This is a genomic window from Faecalimicrobium sp. JNUCC 81, assembly GCF_053667625.1.
This window is the reverse complement of record NZ_CM132203.1, coordinates 378,670-400,503: the sequence shown is the minus strand read 5'-3', so window position 1 is coordinate 400,503 and position 21,834 is coordinate 378,670. Positions and strand designations below refer to the sequence as shown.

The window sequence follows — 21,834 nt, the reverse complement described above, 5'->3', positions numbered from 1 at the left end:
CTATTTTCTCCTAATTAAATCATTATTTTCTGATGCTATGCTACTTATTTTATTATTTTGACCTATTACAACTAATATACTACCTAATCTAAGTTCCTCATCTGGTGAAGGTGTAACATTTATGTTTTTCCCACACTTTATAGCAAGTACAGTTATTTCATATCTAGCTCTTAATTCTAACTCTATTAAAGTTTTTCCTACCCAGCTAGTTGGTGTAACAATTTCAACTATTGAGTATTCTGGATCTAATTCTATATGATCTAATATATTATCGGATACTAGATTATGTGCAACTCTTACTCCCATATCTCTTTCTGGGAATACCACTCTATCTGCACCTATTTTATATAAAACTTTAGCTTGTAATTCATCTTTAGCTTTACATACTATTTGAGATACACCCATTTCTTTAGCTATAAGAGTAGCCATTATAGATGCTCTTATATCTGACCCTATTGCAATTATTGCCACATCAAAGTTTCCAAGTCCTAATGATCTTAATGATTGCTCATCTGTAACATCTACTATAGCTGCATGAGTAACTTTATCTGCTATGTTTTGAATTACTTCTTCACCTTTATCTATAGCCATAACTTGATGACCTAATAAGTGCATAGTTGTAGCAACCGAAGCACCAAATCTTCCACAACCAATAACTATATATTGTTTCATAATATTCTTCCTCTCAGTACAAAATTAATTATATTAATATATTTTAACCTACTATTATTTTTCCTTCTGGATATCTTATTGGAGGACTCTTTCTTGTTCCTCTTGAGATTATCGCCATGAATATAGTTAAAGACCCGACTCTTCCCATAAACATAAATAACATTATTAAAATCTTTCCTATCCCACTTAAACTTGGACTTCCACCTATACTTAATCCGACTGTTGCAAATGCTGATACAACCTCAAATCCAGCTTCAACTAAACTAAATTGTGGATCAGTTATAGATATAAGTAATGTTCCAGATACTACTACTGATATTCCTATAAAAAATATTCCTAATGATTTTCTTACTGTAGAATCTGATATTCTTCTTCCTAGTACTTCTATATCTGCTTTTCCACGTATGAAACTTCTTACTGTAAGTATTAATGTAGCTAGAGTAGTAATTTTTATACCACCTCCCGTTGATGCTGGAGCAGCCCCTATAAACATTAATATAATCATTATAAATATACTTCCTTGGTGAAGTAGGGTTAAATCTACTGTATTAAATCCTGCAGTTCTTAAGGTTACAGATTGGAAAAATGCTGCTAGTACTTTTCCTCCTGAGCCTAATTCTCCTAATGTATCTGGGTTGTTAAACTCTAAGAAAAATACAGATACCATTCCTAAAACTATAAGTATACATGTTGTAATTAATACTATCTTAGAATGTAAATTCAATTTAGATATTTTTTTATTTCTTATAATATCTAAAATTACTGGGAATCCTAACCCGCCTAGTATTATAAGTAATGATATCGTAATAGTAACTGTAAAGTTATTAACATAAGATGTTAATGATGAAAACTGACCACTAACAGATCCCATTAAATCAAATCCAGCATTACAAAATGCTGATATTGCATGGAATATACTATACCAAATACCTATCGCAAGCCCAAATTGAGGTATAAATACTGTTGATAATAATATAGCGCCTATACCTTCTATAAGGAATGTTATAAGTATTATATATCTCGTCAATTTAACTAATCCTGATAAATCTATTTGATTTAATGATTCTTGGATTAAAAGTCGTTCTTTTAAATTTATTCTTTTTTTCATTAGTAAAGCAAACATTGTCGTTGCAGTCATAAATCCAAGACCGCCAACCTGTATTAGTCCTATTATTACTACTTGCCCAAAACCACTCCAATATGTAGCAGTATCAACAGCAATTAATCCCGTAACGCATACTGCAGAAGTAGCTGTAAATAAAGCATTTAATAAACCTATACTCTCACCACTTCTTGATGATATAGGTAAATTTAATAATAATCCGCCTATTAATATAATTGATGCAAATCCTGCTACCATTATTTGAGTAGGTTGCATTTTATATATATAGGCGGCAATTTTATTGAGTATAGCCTTCACTTTAACGTAGTCCTCCTTTATAGATTATAGTTATTAATTTTATTTTTCATTTTTTTGTATACAAGGCTTTGAATTATTACTCTATTATATTCCAATTTTTATTTAAAAACAACAGCATAAATTATTATATAAATATATATCATAATTTATTAAAAATTATAAGATATATTTATATAATAACCCTTTTTACAGTATAAATATTTATTATTGTAATAAATATATTATAAAACTAAAAAAAGCCATAGCTCATTTGAGCTACAGCTTTTTATCGTTTATATTAAGCTAATTTTGATTTAGCAACTTCTACTAATTTAGCAAATCCTTGCTCATCATGTATAGCCATTTCAGCTAACATTTTTCTGTTAACTTCTATTCCAGCTAATTTTAATCCGTTCATGAATCTTGAGTATGATAATCCATGAGCTCTAGTTCCAGCATTTATTCTTTGTATCCAAAGTCTTCTGAAGTCTCTCTTCTTTAACTTTCTTCCTATATATGCGTTCTTTAACGCCTTCATTACGAATGCATTAGCCGGTCTAAATAATTTACTTCTAGATCCTCTAAATCCTTTTGCAAGTTTTAACACTTTTTTATGTTTCTTACGAGCGTTCATAGCTTTTTTAACTCTTGCCATCGTTATGACCTCCTTTGTTTTCCTCTTTTAATGTTTTTATATTTAATCCGTTTTTTAGTATGGTAATAATTGCGCTATTCTTCTAGCATCACCTTCACTAACTAATCCTGACTTTCTTAATTGCATCTTAGTTTTAGCAGCCTTCTTAGTTAGTATATGTCTTCTGAAAGCCTTAGCTCTCTTTAATTTTCCACTTCCAGTTTTCTTGAATCTTTTAGCAGCACCTCTATGAGTTTTCATTTTAGGCATGTTAATTTCCTCCTCTCAGTTAATCATCTATTTTTTTGGATCTATGATTACAACCATGTTATTACCCTCAAATTTAGGGGCCTTAGCTGGTTCTCCAAACTCTTTTACTATATCTATGAATTTAAGCATTACTGCTTTTCCAATATCTTTATGTCCTAATTCTCTACCTCTAAATCTAAGCTCTACCTTAACTTTGTCACCTTTTTTAAGGAACTTTATAGCATTGTTAGCTTTAGTATTTAAATCATTTTCTTCTATACCTGGTCTAAGTCTTACTTCTTTTACAGTTATAGTCTTTTGATTTTTTCTAGCTTCTTTTTCTTTTCTAGATTGTTCATATTTATATTTACCATAATCCATAAGTTTACATACAGATGGATTAGCATTAGGTGATATTTGTACTAAGTCTAAGTTTTTACTGTTAGCCATTGCTTGAGCTTCTTTAATTGATACTATTCCAAGTTGCTCTCCAGTTTCAGATAAAAGTCTTACTTCTTTATCTCTTATTTCTTCATTGATTGATAATTCTTTGCTAATAGTAGTACACCTCCAAGTTTTTTATATAAAATAAAAAGCGAATGATATAAATCATCCGCTATATAAGTTAACACATTAAAACAAGTTTTATACTAAATGTATAAAAACTCAACTTATATTTACCCAACAACTTACATCGTAAGGTGAGAAGCGGACTTCTTCTTCGTTTTTAATTATTACTCTATTTAATATATCACTTTCTTGTATTAAATGCAAGTATATTTTTATTTTTTTTTTAGATTTTTTTACATTTTTCTCAGTTTAATTACTTTGATTTTTTATTCATTAATATATTCTTATATATATTTTCAAAATTTAACTATATGTAATTATTTATCTAAATTCTGGTTATACTCTATAATGTTACATAGTGTAAATTATTTATAAAAATTTTAATAATAATTAATAATAAATATTAGTAACTTTGGAAAATATAAAATAAATTAACAATTTTATTATTGAGGTGTATGGCTATGAAAATGTTGGACAATTTTTTTAAAAAAGTTAATAAACCAGTACCTGTATTTGCTCAGACTAAAATGGAAAAAGAAAATCCACAAGATGATTCTAATTCCACTAAACCTAAAACTACATTTTGTGATGTTGCAGGTTTAGAAGAAATAAAAGAAGAGCTTTTTGAGATAGTTGACTTTATGAAATCTCCAGATAAGTACAAGAAAATGGGAGCAAAAATTCCTAAAGGGGTTCTTTTTTATGGTCCTCCTGGTACAGGAAAAACTCTTCTTGCATCAGCGGTTGCTGGAGAAACTAATGCCTCTTTCTTTAATGTTACTGGATCCGAATTCGTTGAGAAATACGTTGGTGTAGGAGCAAAGCGTGTTAGAACATTATTTGAAAAAGCTAGAAAAGAAGCTCCAAGTATAATATTTATAGACGAAGTTGATGCTATAGGAGCAAAAAGACATTTAGAAAGTAATAATGAAAAAGACCAAACTTTAAACCAACTATTAGTAGAAATGGATGGTTTCGTAAAAGACTCAAATGTAATAATAATAGGTGCAACAAACAGACTTGATTTACTTGATGAAGCATTACTTAGACCTGGAAGATTTGACAGACATATACACATTGGTTCGCCTAATTATAATACTAGATTTGAAATATTGAAAGTTCACACAAATAATAAACCACTAGACCCTAGTGTTGACCTTGAACTTTTAGCTAAAAAGACTCATGGATTTAATGGAGCTCATCTTTCAAATATAGCTAATGAAGCTGCCATATTTGCAGTTAGAGAAAGTAGTAATGTTATTACTTCTATCCATTTTGATAAGGCAATAGAAAGAGTTATTGCAGGGCTTGAATCTAAAAATTCTAAATTGATAGAAAAGGAAAAAGAAATAGTTTCTTATCATGAAGCTGGTCATGCCCTTGTCAGTGATTTAGTAGGTCTTTGTCCTATACAAAAAATATCTATAATTCCTAGAGGTCAAGCTTTAGGGTATGTTCTTCAACTTCCTGATGAGGATAGATATATTTACACTACAGAAGAGTTAACAGGGAAAATGAAGATTTTACTTGCTGGTAAAGCATCTGAAGAATTAATATTTAACCACAAATCAACTGGCGCTAAAGACGACTTAAAGAAAGTTACTGATATAGCTCATCAAATGGTTTGTGAATATGGAATGAGTAAATTAGGCTTTATGACTATTGATGGAAACGATAAAACTTTCTTATCAGGTCAAATACAAAAAGAAGCTAATGATATAGTTCAAAAATGTTATGATGAAACGTTAGAATTATTAAGAGATAACATAAATGACTTGCATATAGTTTCAAAACATTTATTCGAAAAAGAAACTATGACTCATGATGAATTAAAATCTTTAATAAGAAAAGAAATGTGTTAAAAAAAACCTTAGATTTATATCTAAGGTTTTTTTTATTTAATATTATGCTTGTATTACATTAGTTCTTTCTTCAACTTCTTGTAAAACAGTAGCCATGAATTCATTTAAGTCAAGACTTCCTATTTCACCTTTATCTCTACTTCTTACAGATATAGTCTTATCAGCAGCTTCTTTTTCTCCTACTATTACCATATATGGTATTTTTTGAAGTTGTGCTTCTCTTATTTTAAATCCAGTCTTTTCTGCTCTATCATCTATTTCAACTCTTATACCTTTAGCAAATAAAGCTTTTTTAACTTCATTAGCATAATCATTGTATTTATCAGATATAGGAAGTATTCTAACTTGAGTTGGAGCTAACCATACTGGGAATTTACCAGCATAATGTTCTATTAATATTCCTATGAATCTTTCTATACTACCGAATGCAACTCTGTGTATCATTACTGGTCTATGCTTTTCACCATCTTGACCTATATAAGTGATATCAAATCTTTGAGGTAATTGCATATCTAATTGAATAGTACCACATTGCCAAGTTCTACCTAAGCAGTCTCTTAAGTGGAAATCTATTTTAGGTCCGTAGAATGCTCCATCACCTTCATTTAACTTGTATGGTAAATTAAGTTCTTCTAAAGCTTCTCTTAAACCATTTTCAGCTGCTTCCCACTCTTCATCAGATCCCATTGAATCTTCTGGTCTAGTTGATAATTCTAAGTGATATTCAAATCCGAAAGTTTTATATACAGTATCTATTAATTTTACAACACCTTTTATTTGGTCTTTAATTTGTTCTGGTAACATGAATATATGTGCATCATCTTGAGTAAAAGCTCTAACTCTCATAAGTCCATGTAGTGCACCAGATAATTCATGTCTATGAACTCTACCTAACTCAGCTATTTTCATAGGGAAATCTCTATATGAATGTGGTTTAAAGTTGTAGAATAACATTGAACCTGGGCAGTTCATTGGCTTTATAGCAAAGTCTTGTTCATCTATTTGAACTGTGTACATATTCTCTTTGTAGTGATACCAATGTCCTGAAGTTTCCCATAACTTTCTATTTAATATTATTGGAGTTTCGATTTCACTATACCCATCTTCTCTGTGGATTTCTCTCCAGAATTTTAATAATTCATTTTTCAGTTCCATACCTTTTGGTAAGAATAATGGGAATCCTGGCCCTTCTTCTGGTATAAAGAATAAATCTAATTCTTTACCTAACTTTCTATGGTCTCTCTTTTTAGCTTCTTCAAGCATGTGTAGGTATTCTTCTAAATCTTTGTTCTTTTCAAAAGTTATACCATATATTCTTTGAAGCATTTTGTTCTTTTCGTCTCCACGCCAGTAAGCACCTGCTACACTTAATAACTTAACTGCCTTAACTTTTTTAGTTGAAGGTAAATGTGGTCCCCTGCATAAATCTGTGAAATCCCCTTGCTTATAGAAAGATATTATTTCTCCTTCTGGTAATTCTTCTATAAGTTCAACTTTGTATATTTCCTCATTTTCCTTAGCCCAAGCTAAAGCTTCTTCTCTTGGTAATTCGTATCTTTCAACAGCTATATCTTCTTTAGCTATCTTCTTCATTTCTTTTTCTAATTTTTCTAAATCTTCATTTGTTAATCTATGCTCTAGGTCTATATCGTAGTAGAATCCATTTTCTACAGTTGGCCCTATAGCAAATTTAGCATCTGGGTATAATCTCTTTATAGCTTGTGCTAGTATATGAGCTGATGTATGTCTAAATACATCTTTCCCTTCTACATCATCAAATTTAAATAAGTTTAATTCACAATCTTCTTTAACTATGTGATTTAATCCTACCACTTTACCATTTACTGATGCTGCAACTATAGCTCTAGCTAAACCTTCACTTATAGACTTCGCTATATCCATAACAGAAACTTCATTTTCAAATTCTCTTACTGATCCATCTTTTAAAGTAACTTTTATCATTGCTTTTCCTCCTCAATTTAATTTTTTTTATAAAATAAAAAACTCGTCCCAAAATATATTTTGGGACGAGTATTAATTCGCGGTTCCACCCAAGTTGGTCTACAAATGTAGGACCCTCTTGATGACTATAAGGTAGTCAACCGAATACTTTCACATATATAAAATATGCTAATAAATTCTGCTCCAAGGTAGTTTTCAAATAGTCATATTTAAACGGGCTTTCAGCCGGTGACCCATTATCTCTGAAAATTGTTTCTGTTTTACTCTTCCTTTTCATAGCACTTATTTTTAATTTAGTATCATTATATCAGATAGTTATATCTGTAGCAAGAATAATAATTAGATAAATATAATTATAATTCCTTGTATGATTCCTATCAAGAATCCTAGTACTAATCCTAATACCTCTATATGCTTTAACTCTTTCTGAGCAATTTTAAGTATTATATCTTCCAATTCATATAAATCTAATTCTGTAATTTTATTTTCTACCATTTTTTGAATATTTATACGCTCATTTGCTTTAATTATTAAATCTTTGCTTAAATCATCAATACTATTTTTTATTTCTACCTCTACAATATCTACAATATATCCTTGGATAAGATTTTTTATAGAGCTTGGAGCTAGAGACATTTTCTCATTTATTATAAGCTTAACTTTAATTTTTATATATTCTACAACATTTTGTTTATCTTCTTCTGTAATAATATTATCTAAAATATCTTCTAAAGAAAGAAATTCTTCTTCTATTACCATTCCTATGTTAGCTGCTATCTCTGCTTTTCTTTTTGGAATCAACCCTATTATTTCTTTATTTATTAAAGGTATTTTAATAGGTTTTATTGGCCTAAATATCAGTTTTATAGCTATTATGTTAGTTATATATCCAATTAGTCCACCAATACTTGCTAATACTAGTATTTTCAAAATATTGTTCATTGTAAGTTCTCCTTAGTCTATCTTATTAGTAAGTTTTTAAGTTATATACTATTATAAATCTTACTTAATAATTAAAAAAGTAGTTTTTTAAGTTAACAAACAATAAATTGAATTTCTTGTATATAATAACCTATGATAATTAGACCTATTTGTTACACAAAATTCCCTTAAATTTTAATTTTGATAAATTACGCTTACTCTATTGTCAAAAATAGATGATATAGTGTTTATTATTTCTTTTGACGAGTTATTATTTAATATATCTAAGATTTCTATTTTTTTAGGACATAACGTTAATAGTGTACTTATAAGAAAATCTTCATAGTTTAAGTTTTCTTTTATTGCCATATTTATAATTTCTTCGTCATCAATACTATCTATTTTATTTCCATGTTTATCATATAGAATAAAGGAATTATCATTCATAATATGTACTCTAAGTAAATCCATTTTTTCCTCTTGGATATCTATAAAATATTTTAGTACATTTATAAATTCATCTTGATCCTTTTTTATAAGATATTCCTCTAGTGCTGCATCCCCTATAGCTGATAGGTATTTAGTAAATTCTTTCATTCTAAATTTTACAAATCCATCTATGTTTATATAGTTGTTGCTTAATATGTAGTTATAAACCTTTGTATTTATAGAATTTTTGATAATCATCTCTTTTTGATTAAATAATTCTATAGACTTTAAATAAATACCATCTTTATCATCAGTATATATTTCACTATATTGCTTATATATATATTCTTTTAGTATATTATCCTTAATTACATCTATTATTAGATTTGTTATTTCTTCAGCTATTTCTTTGTTATCCTTGATACCTTTATTGTCTATTCTCAGTAATATTTCTATAAGCTCACCGTCATATCTTAATTCCTTTTCAAAATTATTATTATTTAAAAATTTCATTACAGATATTTGATCTTCTTTAGGTAAACTTAAATGTATATCTTTTTCTGTCAAAACTATCGCTCCTTTCTCATTATAAGAGGAACCATGGATGTATAGATATATTTTAAACTTGTTATATCCTATAGATTTTATTATTTCTATATTTCTTTTTTTAATTCATATTATGAAGAATTCTCTTCACTCAAATTTCTTCATAATAATAGAAATTTAGGCATAAAAAAATGATAGCTTAGCTATCATTTTTTTATTATCTTTCACCCTTTTTATATGAGCTACCTAAAGCTGCCGGAGCCTTAGAACTCTTAACAAATAATACTAATACTACTAATGTCACTATATAAGGTATCATTGATAATAAGTTTTCATTTATACTAAATGGTAACTCTGGGTTTCCAAAGAATACTGATAAAGCTGTAGAGAAACCAAATAATAAACACGCTACCATAGCCCATTGTGGTCTCCACTTACCAAATATTACTGCTGCCATAGCAATATATCCTTGTCCAGATATTAATGTAGGTCTGAATGAAGAAACAACAGCTAAACTCATTGATGCTCCACCTAAACCTGCTAGTATACCAGATATTATAACAGCCATATATCTTGTTTTTGCAACATTTATACCTAATGTATCTGCTGCACCTGGATGCTCTCCAACTGCTCTTACTCTAAGACCGAACTTAGTTTTATATAATATATACCATACTACAACTACTAATACAAATGCTAAAAATACAGTTGCATATGAGTTGAATATTGTATCTAATATGCTACCTTGTGGGAATAAACCATTTAACGGTCTTGGTATTTTATTTTCCATTGGTATTGTTGGAGTCATTGTAGCTCCATCAAACATTATTTTAGATGCAAATAAAGCAACCCCTGGAGCTAATAAGTTTATTGCTACCCCAGAAATAGTGTGGTCAGCATTACAACTTATTGTAGCAAAGGCATGGATTAATGCGAACAATCCACCTGCTAATCCACCTACTAAGAATGCTATCCATGGATTTCCTACTAAAAACCCTGTTGCTGCAGCTGCAAATGCACCTATAGTCATCATTCCTTCTATTCCGATATTAACTATACCAGAATTCTCTGAGAATACACCGCCTAATGCTGCAAATATCAGGGGTGTAGAGTACATTAAAGTTGTGCTAATAATTAAAGCTAAATCTTCCATTATGCATTACCCCCTTTATTTTTTTTATCTCTCATTTTTACATATAACATTCTTAAGACACTACTTAAAGCTATGAAGTAAACTATTGATCCTATAACTATATTTACAACCTCTGAAGGAGCTCCTATAGATTGCATCTTAGTTCCACCATATTTAAATGCTCCGAATAATAATCCTGAGAATATAACTCCTATTGGGTTACTGTTAGCAATAAGTGCAACAGCTATACCATCAAAACCATATCCTTCTTGTGCTGCAAGTATTGTTATGTTGTGAGACACACCCATAACTTGTATAGCACCAGCTACACCTGCAAGTAAACCTGCTATAGCCATAGATTTTAATATAGAGCTATTAACATTTATACCACCGTATTCAGCACCATATTTATTAAATCCAACTCCTCTTAATTCGAATCCTAAAGTTGTTTTAAATAATATAAATGCTATTATTAGTACAAGTACTATAGATATTACTATACCCCAGTTTACTTTAGTAGCAGGTCCTACTAATCCATTTAACCAGTGTATTCCTATACTAGCACTTTCATGTATATTTATTGATGCTTCACTATTTTCTCTAGCTAACCAACTAGTCTTTATCATAAAGTTACTTAGATAGAAAGCTATCCAGTTAAGCATTATTGTAGCTATAACTTCATTTATACCAAATTTAGATTTTAACCATCCTGCAAATCCACCCCAAATAGCTCCACCAAGTGCTGCCATTAAAAGTACAAATGGTACATGTATTATTGCAGGCAATTGAACTCCTGCACCAACTATAGTTGCGACTAATGAACCTATTATAAATTGACCTTCTGCACCTATATTAAATAGTCCCGTCTTAAATGCAAATGCAATAGATAAACCTGTTAATATAAGCGGTGTAGATCTTATTATAGTCCATGCTATAAATTTAGGTTTTCCAAATATACCATCTATCATAGCTGCATAAGCTTCTATCGGATTATGTCCCGCTATAATTAAAGCTATAGCTCCAACTATTAATCCTAATACTATAGATACTAAAGAGAATAATATAGTATTATCTACTAGAGAGACTTTTTTCTTTTTTGCTTTATCGCCCATTATTCGTCACCTCCTGCCATCATTAATCCTAATGTATTTTCATCTGCATCTTTCGCATCAACTATTCCTACTATTTTTCCTTCATATATTACTGCTATTCTATCAGATACGTTCATAACTTCATCTAATTCTAAAGATACTAATAATACTGCATTTCCTTCATCTCTTTGCTTTACTAATGATTTATGAACAAACTCTATAGCTCCAACATCTAATCCTCTTGTAGGTTGAGTTGCTATTAATAATTGCGGCTCTCCTGTAGCAGCTCTTGAAACTTCTATATTATCAACTTCTCTACCTATTATAACCTTTTGCTGGTTACCTCCAGATAAAGCTCTTGACTTTACAGTATGGTCTGTTGGTCTAACATCGAATCTTTCTATTATTCCATCAGCATATTTTTCTATTGCTTCTTTATTTAATATTCCATTTTTAGAGAATCTAGGATCTTTATAGTTTTGTAAAACTGTATTTTCAGCAACAGTAAAATCTAATATTAATCCTCTCTTATGTCTATCTTCTGGTATATTCTTTATACCTTTTTTAAACACATCTTTTGGAGTATTATTTAAAACTTCATGCCCATTGATTTTTATGCTTCCTGATTGAGATTTTCTAAGTCCAGTTAAAGCTTCAACAAGTTCTGATTGACCATTACCATCTATACCAGCAATACCTAGTATTTCACCAGCTTTTACATCTAGTGATAATCCATCTACTACTGATATCTTTCTATTGTCTTTGACTATTAAGTCTTTTATTTCTAATACCGATTGCTTTGGCTTCGCTTCAACTTTATCAACTTTAAAGTTTACTTCTCTACCAACCATCATTGCAGCTAATTCATCTTCAGTAGTTTCAGATACTTTTACAGTATCTATATACTTTCCTCTTCTGATTATTGTACAGTGATCTGCTGCGGCTTTTATCTCTTTTAACTTATGAGTTATTATAATTACAGATTTACCTTCTTTAGTTAAGTTTCTTATTATTTGTATAAGTTCTATTATTTCTTGTGGTGTTAAAACTGCTGTAGGTTCATCTAGTATTAATATCTCAGCTCCTCTATATAAAGCTTTTAATATTTCTACTCTTTGTTGCATCCCAACAGTTATATCTTCAACCTTGGCATTTGGGTCAACATATAATCCATATTTCTCTGATATTGCTTTAACATCTTCTATAGCTTTGTTTATATCTACAGCGCCTAATCCTTTTGTTGGTTCAGTACCAAGTATTATGTTTTGAGCTACTGTAAAAGGTTGAACTAGCATGAAATGTTGATGCACCATACCTATTCCATTTTGTATAGCCACATTTGGATTATCCATATTAACTAATTTCCCATTTATATGTATCTCACCTGATGTTTGGTGATATAAACCATATAATATGTTCATTAGAGTAGATTTTCCTGCTCCGTTCTCACCTAAAAGAGCATGTACTTCACCTTTATGAACAGTCAAGTCTATGTTATCATTCGCAACGAAGTTTCCGAACTTTTTAGTTATCTTTTTCATTTCTACAACTTTTTTGCTGTAGTCGACATTACTATTATTCATCGCTCTTTTTATCCTCCTTAATTTAATAGTCAGCATTTTTATTATACTAAAATACCGCTAGCATAACAAACCATTTTATATATTTTTTTCATTTTAGCTTGTTTTTTGTGTTTTTTTGTCGAATTTTAATAATTAATCCTTATTTTTTTAACTAATATGCCAATATAATTACTTTGAATTCATATATTTTTATTCTTTCCAAAACCTCATAAAATATTTTATTATACACACTTACTATTAATTTAATTGTGCTATATCTTTAAAAGGCTTGTCGCAAAAAAAGCTATCCTAATTTTAGGATAGCCCTTCATTATTTAATTATTTCTTTAATTCCTTATATTCTTTTTCATTTTCAGGAACTTTTATTTCATCTTTTTTAATCTTTTCAGCTATTTCATTAACGTATTTTAATATATCTGGTTGAACATTTTCTGAACTAGTTTTAGCTATACCAACTCCACCCATATCTAATGTATTAACTATAACTTGTCCTGGCTTATATTTACCTTCTATCATAGACTTAGCTGCATCAAAAACAGCAATATCTATATTTTTCATTGCTGAAGTTATTACGTTATCTGGAGCTAATTTATTTTGATCTTGGTCAACACCTATAGCTTTTTTACCATTTTCTTTAGCAGCTTCTATTGCACCTATACCACAAGCACCAGCAGCTGTAAATATTACGTCAACTCCGTCTTTATGCATTTGGTTAGCTATCGACTTTCCTTTTGCCATATCTGTAAAGCTGTTTGTATATTGAACACTTACTTTTGCATTTGGATCAGTTGCCTCAACACCTGCTCTAAATCCATAGTCAAATCTATCTATAACTTCACCTGATATACCACCGATGAAACCAATTTTATGACTTTCACTCATCTTAGCAGCAATTACTCCTGTTAAGTATGATGATACGTGGTCTTCAAATAATAATGATGTTACATTTGCTGGTTGCTTTTTATACGCAGCATCTACAAGAGCAAATTGATTGTCTGGGTAGTTTTTAGCTGCTTCTTCTATAGCATCTGCTAATTTAAATCCTACACCTATTATTAAATCAGTATCTTCTTCAACTAATGTTTCAACGTTAGGTACGTAATCAGCATCTTGCTTTGATTCTAAGTACTTAACTTTAACTTTATCTTCACCAAATTCTTTTTTTATCTTTTCTAATCCAGCCCATGCAGATTGGTTAAATGATTCATCATTAACTCCACCTGTGTCTGTAACCATAGCTATCTTGAATACCTTTTTTTCTCCATCTGCACTCCCAGCCGCTTCTTTTTTCTCTCCTGAGCTACATCCAACTAGCACACTAGCACTCATAACTGTAACTAATGCTACAGATAATAACTTTTTAAGTTTCATAAGTATCCTCCTCAAAACCTCATATATATTGTGTAATAATTATCTTTATTTTACTACACTTTATATTATTTTTCTATATTTAATTCAATATTCATGATAAAATTTTTGACTTTTATGTAATATCTTGACATTTACATATAATATAGTGCATCATATTAGGTATATATGCTACTCTATTTTAAAATAAAATTAAAATTTCATTTTATATTTTATTTTATTAAAAAAACTTTCAAATTATATTTGAAAGTTCTTTATTCTTAAAGTTATTTTTTAAAACATACTATTCCAGTTAAACCTGGGCCTGCGTGAGAGCCTATTACAGTTCCAATTTGGAAATATTCTATACTCTTAGGATTAAATTGTTCTTTAAGTGCTTCTGTTAATCTATCTCTTTCTTTAAAATCGTCACTATATGCTATGTACATAGTTTGATCCGAAAAATCTGTTCCACAATTTTCCTTTATAATCTCTACCATTTTTGATATAACATTTTTCTTGCCTCTTACTTGGCATACAGGCGCAACTAAACCATTTTTTATATCAAGTATTGGCTTTATATTTAAAATACTACCTATGGCAGCTTTAGTAGATGATATTCTACCACCTTTTTGTAAATATTCTAATGTATCAACAGAGAATAATACATAAGTCTTTTCTCTTAATTTATCTATTTCAGAAATTATTTCCTCAATTTCTTTTCCTTCTTGGGCCATCTGTGCAGCTTTAACTACTAATAATCCAACTAGATAAGTTAATGTTTGAGAGTCATAAGTGTATATTTCTCCCTCTGTATCATTCTTTGCCATTACAGCACTTTGATATGTTCCTGTAGCTGCTGATGAACCTGCTATATAAAGTATTTTTCTTCCTTCATTTACATACTTGTCGAAAACCTCTTTAAATTGTGCATATGTAGCTTGTGAAGTTTTTGGGTATGCATTTTCTTCTCTTAAGATTTTGTAAAAATCATCATTAGATATATCAATTCCATCTTTATATTCGTTTCCATCTAATATAACTGTAAGTGGAACTACTTCTATATCGTATTTTTCTATCAGTTCTTTAGGTATATCTGATAAACTATCGCATATTATTTTTAAATTTTTCATTAAAACACGCCCCCTTCTAAAAACAGTGTTTCGGATATTTAGGATTATCTCATATTAGGATAACCTAATTGTCTTAATGCTTCATATACAACTATCGCAACTGAATTAGATAAATTCAGTGATCTAGCTTTTTCTACATTTATCATAGGTATTCTCATACAAGTTTCTAAATTTGCTTTTATTAAAGTCTCTGGTAATCCTTTAGTTTCTTTTCCGAATACTATAAATGAGTTATCAACAAATTCTACATCTGAATGTGATTGATTTACCTTTGTTGTAGAAAAGAAAAATTTTCCATCAGGATTTTTCTCAACTACTTCTTCGAAACTATCATAATATTGTATATTTGCTAAGTCCCAATAGTCAAGTCCACTTCTTTTTAAATACTTATCTTCTAATGAAAATCCTAAAGGTCTTACTAAATGTAAAATCGTTCCTGTTGCTGCACACGTTCTTATTATATTACCTGTATTTTGAGGTATTTCTGGCTCTACTAAGACTACATTTAATGACATATCCATCCTCCTTAAATATTTCTATTTGTATTCTATAGTCAATTAAACTATGTAAAATCTAACAATTTTATATTTTAATATTAGTCCAAATACAATTATATCAGAAAATTACTTTTCTAAGAACTCACTTTCAGAAACTTCTTAGATATATGTACAATAAATGAAATCTTCTATCTATATTAATATAAATAGAAGATTTCATTTATCAAATAATTTCTTTATCTATATTGTCTATAACTTTCTTTTTAGTACCGTATACAACTACCTTATCCATAGGAGGATAATAGCTTTCACTAATAAATTCTTTTGTTTTGCCTTTATCTCCTTTATAAATTCTGAAAGTATTTATTTTATATCCAACTCTCCCATTTTGTGATATTGTCTTTTCTCCTTCAAAGATTTTTTCACTAGTTTCTATTTTTACTTTATTAGGTACTGATTTTATAATTTCGGTTGTTACTTCTATTTCTTTCTTATCTTCCTTATTACCATATATAGTTGTTACTATTTTATTATTATATATTTTGTGAGTAACAAGTATAGGTGTATTATATTTATTTTTAAATCTAAAATCTAAATTTCCTGTTGCAACTGTAGCATCTCTTCCTTTTGAAACATAAGCACTTGGTATACTGTGATTTCTTACTTTTGTAATTTCAAGACCTGCATAAAGTGCTGCATTATACATAGTACTTGATACTTGGCATATACCTCCACCTAATCCTTGTTCTAATTTTCCATTGATTATTACTGGAGCATTTTTAAACTGTGATTGAATACTAGCATCATTAACATAATGATTAAATGAAAACTCTTCAGATGGCTTAACTATTACATTATTAGTAGCTCTAGCTGCAACATCTATATTATTAACTCTATTTTCTAGCTTATGATTAAAATTAGTTTCATAAGTTCCAAGTACTGTATCTATTTTGCTTAACTCATCATATATAAAATTAGGTCTTATGCTTATTGTTGGTATTTTTTCGTCATTAGAAAAAACTTTATTTATATCTAATATAATTGCTTTTTTTAGTTTATCTACATCTATCTTTATTCCATAAGTTTCTTTTGTATAATTAAATCTATTATCTTCTAATTTTATAGTTGCACTTATAGGTTCTATATTAATATTTTCATTTAAAAAATTTATATATTTATCTAAGTTTTTTTCATTATAGCTACACTTTAAGCCAATAGTTTTATTTTCACCTAAATCTAAGTCTATTTTTGTTTTAATATTAGATATTATATCTTTATCACGACCAATATTATATGCCTTTTCTACAGCATCATCAATGCTATAAACTATTCCTAAGTCTTTTTTATTTAACTTATAAGTTTTGTCTTCAAATATTAAGTTTATTTCATTATAGTGATTTATAGTTTCTTCAACTTTTCTTTTTGCTTCATTCTTAGTTAATCCTGATATATCTATAGACATTATAGAAATATTTTTGTGTATTTTTCCTTCCCTTGTTATTGCTTGAGATAAATTTGTACTACCTAAAAAAAAGATTCCTACTGACAATAATAATATCATCTTAAGTCGTTTCAATTTTGTCATCCCTCTCCTTATAGTAATTACAGTCACTTTTTATAGGGCAAATACTACATTCTGGATTTCTAGCTTTACACATCCTCCTTCCATGGAAAATTAAAAGATGATGCGAATGAGACCATCTATTCTTCGGTATTGCTTCCATAAGGGCAAACTCTGTTTTTTCTGGAGTATGTGTATTAACTATACCGATTCTATTTGATACTCTAAAAACATGTGTATCTACTGCTATTGCATCTTGTCCAAATGCATTACTTAAAACTACTCCTGCAGTTTTCCTTCCTACTCCTGGAAGTTTTACAAGCTCTTCTAATGTGTCTGGCACTTCTCCATTATAAACATTACATATGGTTTGTGATGTTACTTTTATCTTTTCAGCTTTACTTTTATATAATCCACAACTTTTTATTTCTTTACTAATTTCTTCAATACTTAACTTAGAAAAAGCTTGCGCGGTATTATATTTTTTAAATAATTCTCCTGTTACCTTATTGACTCTTACATCTGTACATTGAGCTGACAATATTGTTGCAATTAAAAGTTCAAAAGGAGTTGTATAATCTAACTCACATTTGGCATCTGGGTAAAGTTCTTCTAATGCATCTAGTATTTCATTAACATTTTTCATTTAAAATCCCCCTAAAATTTAAATTATAATAATATTATCTATCATAATCAGCAATATATAACAAATTATTATTGCTAATTTTATTATATTTTTTTATATTAAATAAAAAGAAAGCAAAAGCTAATTAGCTTTTGCTTTCTATCATTATATAAATACCCAGAATATAAATCATTAAAACTATTTATATTCTGTTTTTTGCGCTTTTGAAAACTTTAATAATCTTTCTTTTACAAGTTTTTTAATTTTCTCAAATTTCATATCAGTTAATATTTCTATTGCTTCTTCAACTTTAGATACTGTATAAACCTTGAATTTTCCATCTTCAATTGCTTTGTTTACTTCATCAGATAAAACTAAGTTTCTGCTATTATTTTTAGGGATTATTACACCTTGATTGTCATTTAATCCTTTTTTCTTACATGCTGAATAAAATCCTTCTATTTTTTCGGTGATTCCTCCAACTACCTGTATTTCACCTTTTTGATTCATTGACCCTGTTGCTGCAATATTTTGTTTCAAAGGAACATTACTTAGTGATGATAAAAGTGCATATAATTCCGCTCCAGTCGCACTATCACCTTCTATTCCTCCATAGTTTTGTTCAAAACAAATATATGCATTTAACGATAATGGGAATTCTTGAGCAAAGTTTTCTGCTAAATATCCACCTAATATTAATACACCTTTATTGTGTATAGGCCCACTCATCTTAACTTCTCTTTCTATATTAACAATTCCATCATTACCAGGACTAGTAGTTACTGTTATTCTTGAAGGTCTTCCAAATGAGTATTCACCTGTATTTAAAACTGATAAACCATTTATAACTCCTACTCTACTTCCCTCAGTTTCTATAAGAGTAAAACCATTTTCTAATGATTCATCCATTCTATTTTCAATTCTATTTAATCTTTTTCTTCTTTCATTTATAGCTTTTTTTACATCTTCTTTATCTACATATTCTACATTTCTAATTTTAGCATATGCATCTCCTTCTACTATAACCTCCATAATTTTATTAAATTTTGTTGATAACTTATAGCTATCTCCTGCAATTCTTGTGCTAAATTTAACTACTTCGGCAACTGCATCATATGTGAAATGTTTTAATTTTCCCTTATTGCATTGAAACGCTATAAATCTTGCTATTCCATCTTCATTTACCTCATTTTTTTCCATCTCATCATCAAAATCAACAAATACCTTAAAGTACTTACTAAAATCTGGGTCATAACTATATAAAGCATTGTACATATGGTTATCTCCTATCAGTATTACCTTCATATCTATTGGCATACTTTCTGGCTTTATAGCTGTTTGAGTATCTACTCCCATTTTTCTAGACTGTATAGCTCTCTTTAGCATATCCCATGATAGGGCATATCTTAAAAGTTGATCTACATATAAAACTAAATAACCACCATTAGCTTTATGAACTGCCCCTGGTATTAGCTTAGTAAAATCAGTTTTTATATTTCCATTATAGTAATCATATTCAGCTTTACCAAATAAATTAGCTGGACTTGGATTTATCTCAAATATTACAGGCGCTGATGAGTTTTCTTTATCGCTACCATTATCTACAAATAAATTTACTTTATATTTTATAAAATGTTCTTTATCATACTTATCTTTTAAATCTTCTTCATCTAAGTAAAATAGATATACATATTCTAATATATCTTTTCTTATATTATTTAAATATGTTTCTACTTTATCATAATCCTTATATTTTTCAATTAAAGATTCAATATGAGGGTCTATTACAAACTTTGCTACTTCCTCTTCTAAATCAAGTAAAGCTTCTTTTGCAGCATCTTCTAAATCTCTTATTTTATATACAACCTGTATTGCCATATTTTCTAATTCTCTTTTAACTTTATAAAATTCCTCGTCTGCTTTTTCGTCATCTTCATCTTTATCATCTTTTTCGTCTTTTATAGGTATAAATACCATCCCGACTTTACTATTTTTTAATTTAAATCCTTTTTCTTCTCCATATTTTTTAATCTTTTTAAGTAATGCATCTTTCTCTATTTCATATTCCTCAACAACCTGATTTTTTCCTATTTCAAAATCTTCACTTTCAAATGTGTCTCTTAACTCATCTAAGAGTGCTTCAATTAATTTTTCAATATCTTTTTTAAAAGTTCTTCCTAATCCTTTTTCTAATCCAATTATAATAGGTTCTCTACTTTGTTCAAAGTTATATACATAGCACCAATCTTTATGAGAATTCTTTTTAGATGCATACTTATTTAATGCTTTTGTAGCATATGTTGTTTTCCCTGTACCTGAATCTCCTGCTAGGTATATATTGTAAGCTGGATTATCAATTTTTAATCCAATCTCCATAGCATCTATAGCTCTTTCTTGACCTAGTATGCTTTCTAGAGGTTCTATTTCAGATGTATTTTTATAGTTTAACAATAGACCTCACCCCTTCTCCCCTTTTATAATATTCTCTGTTACTAAATTAATTTGTTATACTATTTAATATATGTCAGCAACACCTTATACTTGTTGTTAATTTAATATATGAAAGTAATTATTTATTTTTTTCATAAATAATATATATTCTAATTTTATTCATATTCATTTATTTTGTGATTTGTCTACTTATTTTTATATATAAAAAACAAAGGGTTATTAATCCTTTGTTTTTTCTGAAATTAAATCTAAATTTCTTTTTATTATATTTTTTCCTCTCCAACTAAACGCTTTATTTCCGTATCTACGTTTAAACTCTTTATTTGAAATAGAATTTATTTCCTCAATATCTAAACTTGTCATTATATTAGTTTTAAATTCATTAATATTTGTTATTGGTATATTTTTATTGTGAGGACATACATCTTGACATACATCACACCCAAATACTTTATTCTCACTTTGTAATATCCCTATTTCTTCTTCTGTCAATTCTCCCTTTTTTTGAGTTATATATGACAAACATCTCTTTGGATTCATTTCAAAATTTCCTAATAATGCATTTCCCGGACAATATTTTACACATTTCCCACATTTTATGCATGTTTTTGGTAAAGGCTGATCTGGATGAAAATCATAGTTATTTATTATATATCCTATAAATACATATGATCCATATTCATCTGTGATAATATTATTATTAATTCCAAAGTATCCTATTCCAGATAAATAGGCTAAGTGTCTATCCACTAGAGGACCATTATCTGTAAAATATTTATACTCAAATCCATCTATATTTTCAGTTAAGTAGTCGCAGATTTTTTGAAGAATATTTTTTATAACTATATGATAATCTTCTCCATAGCAGTATTTTGATAAATTTCCATCATTCTGATTTCCACTGTAATATGGAAACGCAAATACTATTATTGATTTTGCATTTTCCATTGTATTTCTTGGATCTATTCTATTTTCTAATACTGGTTCTTCCATTCCAGTAACATATCCATTTAATAATCTATGTTTTATTACTTGTTCTAAATTGTGATACGGTCCGATTCCTGCAATACCTACACATTTTAATCCTATTGATTTACAGAATTCTTTTAATTTTTCCTTATTCATAAAATATCCTTTCATTAATATTGTATTAGCTTTATAATAACTAAA

General features: G+C 28.8%; 19 protein-coding genes and 1 other annotated feature. Of the genes, 1 reads left to right on the top strand and 18 read right to left on the bottom strand.

What is annotated here, in order from left to right; genetic code table 11:
* From JNUCC81_RS02075 to infC, 5 genes are all read right to left on the bottom strand, one after another.
* Positions 1 to 672, bottom strand: a complete 672-nt coding sequence (locus tag JNUCC81_RS02075; RefSeq protein ID WP_208334731.1) for a potassium channel family protein — start codon at positions 670 to 672, stop codon at positions 1 to 3.
* Between the two features lie 43 nt (positions 673 to 715).
* Complete coding sequence (locus tag JNUCC81_RS02070) at positions 716 to 2,050, bottom strand: TrkH family potassium uptake protein (protein ID WP_454095098.1); 1,335 nt, start codon at positions 2,048 to 2,050, stop codon at positions 716 to 718.
* 319 nt (positions 2,051 to 2,369) lie between these two features.
* Entirely contained in the window at positions 2,370 to 2,726 is a 357-nt protein-coding gene (rplT, locus tag JNUCC81_RS02065; RefSeq protein WP_042277013.1) for a 50S ribosomal protein L20, read from the bottom strand.
* A gap of 54 nt (positions 2,727 to 2,780) precedes the next feature.
* Positions 2,781 to 2,975, bottom strand: a complete 195-nt coding sequence (gene rpmI, locus JNUCC81_RS02060; RefSeq protein ID WP_042277016.1) for a 50S ribosomal protein L35 — start codon at positions 2,973 to 2,975, stop codon at positions 2,781 to 2,783.
* A gap of 27 nt (positions 2,976 to 3,002) precedes the next feature.
* On the bottom strand, positions 3,003 to 3,482 hold the full coding sequence (gene infC / locus JNUCC81_RS02055) for a translation initiation factor IF-3 (protein WP_454096363.1): 480 nt from the start codon (positions 3,480 to 3,482) through the stop codon (positions 3,003 to 3,005).
* A 503-nt stretch (positions 3,483 to 3,985) separates the two neighbouring features.
* Here infC and JNUCC81_RS02050 point away from each other — a divergent pair.
* Positions 3,986 to 5,386, top strand: coding sequence for an ATP-dependent metallopeptidase FtsH/Yme1/Tma family protein (locus JNUCC81_RS02050; RefSeq protein ID WP_208334730.1), 1,401 nt, complete (start codon positions 3,986 to 3,988; stop codon positions 5,384 to 5,386).
* Between the two features lie 42 nt (positions 5,387 to 5,428).
* Here the strand turns inward: JNUCC81_RS02050 and thrS are convergent, their stop codons facing one another.
* The 13 genes from thrS to queG all read right to left on the bottom strand — a co-directional run bounded on the left by thrS (position 5,429) and on the right by queG (position 21,789).
* On the bottom strand, positions 5,429 to 7,348 hold the full coding sequence (gene thrS, locus JNUCC81_RS02045) for a threonine--tRNA ligase (RefSeq protein WP_454095097.1): 1,920 nt from the start codon (positions 7,346 to 7,348) through the stop codon (positions 5,429 to 5,431).
* Positions 7,349 to 7,406: 58 nt separating this feature from the next.
* Positions 7,407 to 7,634 (bottom strand) — a binding site (T-box leader).
* Positions 7,635 to 7,687: 53 nt separating this feature from the next.
* Entirely contained in the window at positions 7,688 to 8,290 is a 603-nt protein-coding gene (locus JNUCC81_RS02040) for a DUF445 domain-containing protein (protein ID WP_454095096.1), read from the bottom strand.
* Positions 8,291 to 8,464: 174 nt separating this feature from the next.
* The gene (gene ytxC / locus JNUCC81_RS02035; protein WP_454095095.1) at positions 8,465 to 9,265 is read right to left on the bottom strand and encodes a sporulation protein YtxC; all 801 of its coding nucleotides are present in this window, start codon (positions 9,263 to 9,265) and stop codon (positions 8,465 to 8,467) included.
* A gap of 196 nt (positions 9,266 to 9,461) precedes the next feature.
* On the bottom strand, positions 9,462 to 10,397 hold the full coding sequence (locus tag JNUCC81_RS02030) for an ABC transporter permease (protein WP_454095094.1): 936 nt from the start codon (positions 10,395 to 10,397) through the stop codon (positions 9,462 to 9,464).
* Positions 10,397 to 11,488, bottom strand: coding sequence for an ABC transporter permease (locus tag JNUCC81_RS02025; RefSeq protein WP_454095093.1), 1,092 nt, complete (start codon positions 11,486 to 11,488; stop codon positions 10,397 to 10,399). The genes JNUCC81_RS02030 and JNUCC81_RS02025 overlap by 1 nt, the downstream gene beginning before the upstream one ends.
* Complete coding sequence (locus JNUCC81_RS02020) at positions 11,488 to 13,050, bottom strand: ABC transporter ATP-binding protein (RefSeq protein WP_454095092.1); 1,563 nt, start codon at positions 13,048 to 13,050, stop codon at positions 11,488 to 11,490. Before JNUCC81_RS02020 ends, JNUCC81_RS02025 begins: the two co-directional genes overlap by 1 nt.
* A gap of 318 nt (positions 13,051 to 13,368) precedes the next feature.
* A complete protein-coding gene (locus JNUCC81_RS02015; RefSeq protein ID WP_454095091.1) occupies positions 13,369 to 14,421 on the bottom strand; it encodes a BMP family lipoprotein in 1,053 nt (350 codons plus the stop codon).
* 263 nt (positions 14,422 to 14,684) lie between these two features.
* Positions 14,685 to 15,530 (bottom strand): DegV family protein, encoded by an 846-nt coding sequence (locus JNUCC81_RS02010; protein ID WP_454095090.1) that lies wholly within the window; start codon positions 15,528 to 15,530, stop codon positions 14,685 to 14,687.
* Between the two features lie 44 nt (positions 15,531 to 15,574).
* The gene (gene trmL, locus JNUCC81_RS02005; RefSeq protein WP_454095089.1) at positions 15,575 to 16,045 is read right to left on the bottom strand and encodes a tRNA (uridine(34)/cytosine(34)/5-carboxymethylaminomethyluridine(34)-2'-O)-methyltransferase TrmL; all 471 of its coding nucleotides are present in this window, start codon (positions 16,043 to 16,045) and stop codon (positions 15,575 to 15,577) included.
* A 205-nt stretch (positions 16,046 to 16,250) separates the two neighbouring features.
* A complete protein-coding gene (locus JNUCC81_RS02000; RefSeq protein WP_454095088.1) occupies positions 16,251 to 17,603 on the bottom strand; it encodes a VanW family protein in 1,353 nt (450 codons plus the stop codon).
* Positions 17,590 to 18,234 carry an endonuclease III gene (nth, locus tag JNUCC81_RS01995; RefSeq protein WP_454095087.1) on the bottom strand — a complete coding sequence of 215 codons (645 nt, stop codon included), beginning with the start codon at positions 18,232 to 18,234 and terminating at the stop codon, positions 17,590 to 17,592. The genes JNUCC81_RS02000 and nth overlap by 14 nt, the downstream gene beginning before the upstream one ends.
* Before the next feature lie 177 nt (positions 18,235 to 18,411).
* Complete coding sequence (locus JNUCC81_RS01990; protein WP_454095086.1) at positions 18,412 to 20,664, bottom strand: Lon protease family protein; 2,253 nt, start codon at positions 20,662 to 20,664, stop codon at positions 18,412 to 18,414.
* A 219-nt stretch (positions 20,665 to 20,883) separates the two neighbouring features.
* Entirely contained in the window at positions 20,884 to 21,789 is a 906-nt protein-coding gene (gene queG / locus JNUCC81_RS01985) for a tRNA epoxyqueuosine(34) reductase QueG (RefSeq protein ID WP_454095085.1), read from the bottom strand.
* Between the last annotated feature and the right edge of the window lie 45 nt (positions 21,790 to 21,834).